This is a genomic window from Bacillus sp. JJ1521, from assembly GCF_036965165.1.
Lineage (GTDB): Bacteria > Bacillota > Bacilli > Bacillales > Bacillaceae_L > Ferdinandcohnia.
The window spans coordinates 1-5,289 of sequence record NZ_JBALOX010000025.1 but is presented as its reverse complement, the minus strand read 5'-3'; the positions used below and the strand labels follow the sequence as shown (position 1 = coordinate 5,289).

Annotated in this window: 7 protein-coding genes; 6 read left to right on the top strand and 1 reads right to left on the bottom strand. The window is 37.4% G+C overall.

All coding sequences use genetic code 11. From position 1 onward, the window contains the following. The first annotated feature begins 67 nt into the window (after positions 1–67). From pstC to V7147_RS04675, 5 genes are read left to right on the top strand one after another with little or no spacing between them, the layout of a single operon-like run. Positions 68–1,006 (top strand): phosphate ABC transporter permease subunit PstC, encoded by a 939-nt coding sequence (pstC, locus tag V7147_RS04695; protein WP_335366704.1) that lies wholly within the window; start codon positions 68–70, stop codon positions 1,004–1,006. 2 nt (positions 1,007–1,008) lie between these two features. Then, positions 1,009–1,893, top strand: a complete 885-nt coding sequence (pstA, locus tag V7147_RS04690; protein WP_335366703.1) for a phosphate ABC transporter permease PstA — start codon at positions 1,009–1,011, stop codon at positions 1,891–1,893. Between the two features lie 26 nt (positions 1,894–1,919). After that, the gene (gene pstB, locus V7147_RS04685) at positions 1,920–2,750 is read left to right on the top strand and encodes a phosphate ABC transporter ATP-binding protein PstB (RefSeq protein ID WP_335366702.1); all 831 of its coding nucleotides are present in this window, start codon (positions 1,920–1,922) and stop codon (positions 2,748–2,750) included. Positions 2,751–2,768: 18 nt separating this feature from the next. Beyond that, positions 2,769–3,428 (top strand): phosphate signaling complex protein PhoU, encoded by a 660-nt coding sequence (gene phoU / locus V7147_RS04680; protein ID WP_335366701.1) that lies wholly within the window; start codon positions 2,769–2,771, stop codon positions 3,426–3,428. Positions 3,429–3,465: 37 nt separating this feature from the next. Then, positions 3,466–3,621 (top strand): hypothetical protein, encoded by a 156-nt coding sequence (locus tag V7147_RS04675; RefSeq protein WP_335366700.1) that lies wholly within the window; start codon positions 3,466–3,468, stop codon positions 3,619–3,621. Between the two features lie 69 nt (positions 3,622–3,690). Here V7147_RS04675 and V7147_RS04670 read toward each other — a convergent pair whose 3' ends face one another. Further along, complete coding sequence (locus V7147_RS04670; RefSeq protein WP_335366699.1) at positions 3,691–4,557, bottom strand: sulfite exporter TauE/SafE family protein; 867 nt, start codon at positions 4,555–4,557, stop codon at positions 3,691–3,693. Between the two features lie 165 nt (positions 4,558–4,722). Between V7147_RS04670 and V7147_RS04665 the strand changes: the two genes are divergently transcribed. After that, positions 4,723–5,139 (top strand): RrF2 family transcriptional regulator, encoded by a 417-nt coding sequence (locus V7147_RS04665; RefSeq protein ID WP_335366698.1) that lies wholly within the window; start codon positions 4,723–4,725, stop codon positions 5,137–5,139. Positions 5,140–5,289: the final 150 nt, after the last annotated feature.

The window sequence follows — 5,289 nt, the reverse complement described above, 5'->3', positions numbered from 1 at the left end:
CCTGTGGGCCTAAAATCTGGGTGCAAATACGTCAAGGCGTATTTGATGGGTGAAAGGGAGTTAGGAAATGGGGAGTCAAAAGGATTTAAAGGTAAGAGAGATGATTCAAGAAAATAGGAGAAAGGTAAGCTTTAATAGTGTAACTGAAAAGTTTATGCCTAGGTTATTATTTATTATTGCAATCATCTCAATTCTTACGACAATTGGAATTCTATATATCCTTTTAAAGGAAGCGGTTCATTTTTTTAGAGATGTGCCATTTCTTGATTTTTTTACGGGTACCAAGTTAAAACCTCTGGGTGCTAATGCACAATTTGGTATATTACCTTTATTGACTGGTACAGTGATTTCCTCAACGATTGCCATGCTAGTAGCGATACCGATTGGGATCATGTCAGCTATTTATTTAAGTGAATATGCGTCAGAAAAGATTAGAAGAACATTAAAACCACTGTTGGAGATACTAGCCGGGATTCCAACCATTGTCTATGGGTTCTTTGCATTTACCTTTGTTACGCCTTTATTGCGATCGTTTATCCCCGGATTAGAAGCGACAAATATTCTTAGTCCAGGAATTGTTATGGGAGTAATGATTATCCCGATGATTGCGTCTCTCTCCGAAGATGCCATGAGTTCTGTACCGAATGCAATGAGAGAAGGGGCTTTGGCCTTAGGTGCAACAAGGCTTGAGGTAACTCGTCGCGTTGTAATCCCGGCTGCGCTTTCTGGAATTATCGCATCCTTTGTACTTGGGATTTCAAGAGCCATTGGTGAAACAATGATCGTAACCATTGCCAGTGGAAGCTCTAAAAATTTCACGTTTGATGTAACGCAATCCATGCAAACAATGACCGCTTATATTGTTGAGGTAACCGGCGGAGAGGCAGCAGCTGGTTCAACTTTATACTATAGCTTATATGCAGTTGCATTAACGTTATTTGTCTTTACATTAATTATGAATCTCATTGCCCGTTATATCTCCAAACGATTTAGGGAGGGGTATTAATTATGAAATATGTGGATAAGGATCTTGTGCTGAAAAGGATGGGTGCTCGATTACATACGAATCGAATAACGAAAAACATTTTCCTCTTAGCTACATTATTAGGACTAGTTGTTCTAGTAACGCTGTTTTACCGTGTTCTATCGGACGGGCTTGGTTGGATTAATATAGGTTTTCTGACCAACAAACTATCCACTGTTCCAGAAAGAGCGGGAATAATGGGTGCCATTTTAGGAACAGTGTGGCTGATGATTGTTGTTGTCCCAGTAACAATGATTCTTGGAATTGGTACAGCGATTTACTTAGAGGAATATGCAACAAAAGGGCGATTGCAATCCTTTATTCAAACAAATATTTCAAATTTAGCAGGTGTTCCTTCGATTGTTTTTGGGATTCTAGGGATGACAGTCTTTGTAAGAACGATGGGTCTTGGCAATATTGTACTTGCTGGAGGTCTTACGATGTCACTACTCGTACTTCCTATCGTAGTGGTAGCGAGTCAGGAGGCACTGCGTTCAGTTCCTCAGTTTTTACGGGAAGCTTCGTATGGAATGGGAGCAACAAAATGGCAGACAATAAAAAAGGTGGTACTTCCTGCTGCAATACCAGGAATTTTAACTGGAGTTATTTTAGCTTTATCTCGCGCCGTTGGTGAAACAGCTCCACTTGTTGTAGTTGGAATTCCAGCGCTTTTAATTCCATTTCCAAATTCCATTTTTGACAAGTTTACCGTTTTACCAATACAAATTTATTATTGGACATTAGACTCAGCATTAGTGGCGGAATATGCCAATTTAGCTGCTGCTACAATTATCATCCTACTACTAATACTCTTGATCATGAACTCTATTGCAGTAATTATCCGAAATAAATTTCAAAAAAGGTATTAACCGTAACCTACTGGAGGAAGAAAAAAATGCCAGTTGAGACTGAAAATAAGCAGAAATTTGTACAAGGAATCAATAAGAAGGCTGAACCAACAAATACCAACAAGAATATCGTTTATGATACGAAAAATTTAAACTTATGGTATGGAGAAAATCAGGCCCTGAAGGAAATTAACCTTCAAATTGCAGAAAATGAAGTAACAGCAATTATTGGTCCCTCCGGGTGTGGGAAATCTACATATCTTAAAACCTTAAACAGAATGGTTGAATTAATACCTATTGTTCGTACTTCTGGAGAAATCTTGTACCGAGGGAAAAATATTTTTAACAAATCCTATCCAGTTGAGGCATTAAGGACCAATGTGGGAATGGTGTTTCAGAAACCGAATCCTTTTCCAAAATCGATCTATGAGAATATTGCATACGGACCGCGAATACATGGGATTCGTAATAAAAAGGTATTAGATGAAATTGTAGAAAAAAGTCTGCGCGGTGCTGCAATATGGGATGAGGTTAAAGATCGTTTAAAAGAAAACGCCTATGGAATGTCTGGGGGACAACAACAGCGTCTTTGTATTGCAAGGTGTCTGGCAATTGAACCTGATGTAATATTAATGGACGAACCCACTTCAGCACTTGATCCTATCTCTACTTTAAAAGTCGAGGATTTGGTTCAAGAATTGAAAAAGAATTACAGCATCATCATTGTGACTCATAATATGCAACAAGCTGCGAGAATCTCAGAAAAAACTGCATTTTTCTTGAGTGGTGAAGTCATTGAGTTTACAAATACAAGCAAAATGTTTTCAAACCCGGATAAAAAGGAAACAGAGGATTATATCACTGGCCGATTTGGCTAAAAATAGGGGGTGATTGCGATGCAGATACGAGCGACATTTCAAGCAGAGCTTAACGAGCTAAAAGAGATGGTCATACACTTAGGCAGTCAAGCACAAGAAGCAGTTGGTCAATCCATTGAGGCATTAAAGAATCAGGACATAGACAAAGCATTAAAAATTATTGAAAATGACTCTCGGCTAAATTTATTGGAAGAAGAAATCAATGATAAAGCTATTTTGTTAATTGCACAGCAAGCACCAGTAGCTATTGATCTTAGAAGAGTCGTTGTTGCGACTAAAATTTCCTCAGACCTTGAAAGAGTTGGGGATTTAGCAGTAAATATTGCTAAATCAGTCATCCGGATTGGAACTGAACAACTGATTAAACCAATCGAGGATATACCACGAGTCGCAGAGGTAGCCAATAAAATGGTTGCTGATTCTCTTAGGGCTTACAACGAGGAAGATGTCGAACTCGCAAAAAATGTTGCTAAGATCGATGACGAAGTAGATGAAGCATATGGAAGACTGATTAAGGAATTATTAGAGCTGATGACCCAAAAGCCTGAATCTATTTCACAAATTGCCCAATTGTCTTTCATTTGCAGAAATGTAGAAAGAGTTGCAGACCATTCAACTAACATCTCAGAAAGCATCCTATATTTAATAAAAGGGAAAAGATATGATTTAAACGAATAGAAATTTTAAAGGAAAAACAATTCCGGGAGGTATCGAAATGAAAAACAGGAAACAAGAAGCAGAAACAGCTAATATAAAGATTAACCAAATACTGAGAGGAGAGGACGATAACGATTCCTTTGACGTCGAGTCTCTCATAAATAATAATAACACCGCACTTGTCTTAGAAAATCAGGAAACAGATAATGAATAGTAACGATTTAAGCACAAAGAGATTTTTCCTCCTTGTGCTAATTCGTTTTAATCCAATGTCTGTTTATTATTAAAGCTTCCTTTTTTTTATCTTCCAAATTACACTTACTATTGCTATAAGCCATAGGGCTGCAAGAGTGATATACGTGTAAAGACTTACGATTTGGGATATATCTAATGCACCTAATAAAGTCCTAATATTTGTTAAAATGATTAAACCGCCGACAAGTGTACCTAAAAGGTTGGTAGGAATAATTTTGACCAACCACGCTGCAATTGGAGCTGCAATGACCCCACCAATCATCAACGCTAGAACCCATTGGAGATTAATATTGGACCAGCCCAATGTTAAAAGAAAACCAAGTGTAGATGAAACAGCTATAGCAAATTCACTTGTATCAACTGAGCCGATTACTTTTCTTGGCTCCATTTTATTACCTGTTAATAAAACTGGAGTGGCAATTGGTCCCCAACCTCCACCACCTGTTGCATCGAAGAAACCAGCTATAAAACCAAGTGGAACAAACTGTTTTTTTGTCCATTTCTTAGTTGAGGTTTTTCTGTTTGAGTTAAACCTAAAGAGGAATTTATAAATGACAAAAACGCCCAAAATTAATAAGAAAATAGATACGTATGGCTTGATAATATCGCCAGGAATACTGCTTAAGAAACAAGCTCCTAGAAAAGCACCTATTGAGCCGGGTATTATTAATTTGTACACTACTTGTTTATCAACATTTCCAAATTTTATATGTGATACACCTGAGGCGGCTGTTGTTACGACTTCAGCCATATGGACGGATGCTGAGGCAACAGCTGGTGCAATTCCAAACATAAGCAACAATGATGTAGATGTCACCCCATATGCCATTCCTAAAGAACCATCTACTAACTGTGCGACTAACCCTATTAAAGCAAGCAAAATCAACCTTTTCATATGAATCTCTCCTTTTTCTTACAATCCTGAATAGACTAGAAATGAATATAATAATTTCTAATTGTCGACTAATCTAATCAAGTTTCTAACCTAAGATATGACGTATGCTTTGGGTGGGTGCTTATCTAAAAAAAATATGCTTTTTTTTAAAAGGGGAGATCGTAAATGAAGGTTTCGAGTAGGGGAGAATATGCATTACGAGCACTAATTTATCTGGGTATAAAGGAAAATCAATTAATAAATATAGAGGAGATATCGGAGAAAACACTTGTACCCGTTAATTACTTAGAACAGATTCTTTTGCAGATGAAAAGAAATGGTTATGTACAAAGTAAAAGAGGTGTGAACGGCGGTTACAAATTAAGCAGAGGCACGAATGACATTATAATTGGAGAAGTCATTCGAAACTTAGAAGGACCACTGGCACCCATGGGATGTGTAAGTATTACATCCTATGAAAGCTGTCCATTAGAATCAGGCTGTCTACTAAAACCCTTATGGGCACTTATTAGAGATAAAATCGCGGAGCTATTAGATCATACTACGCTTTTTGATTTGTTAGAGGGCAATATCAACAAATAATAAAGAAGAAAATATGATTAATGGTAAAATTGAGAAGTATGGTACTTTATATATGTGCTAGTTGGTTAAACTAATAGGGTAATAATATTCGGGAAGGAAGTACAAAGTTATGGATTTCGAAACGGTTATGCAGGAGCTTGAAGCCCTGGG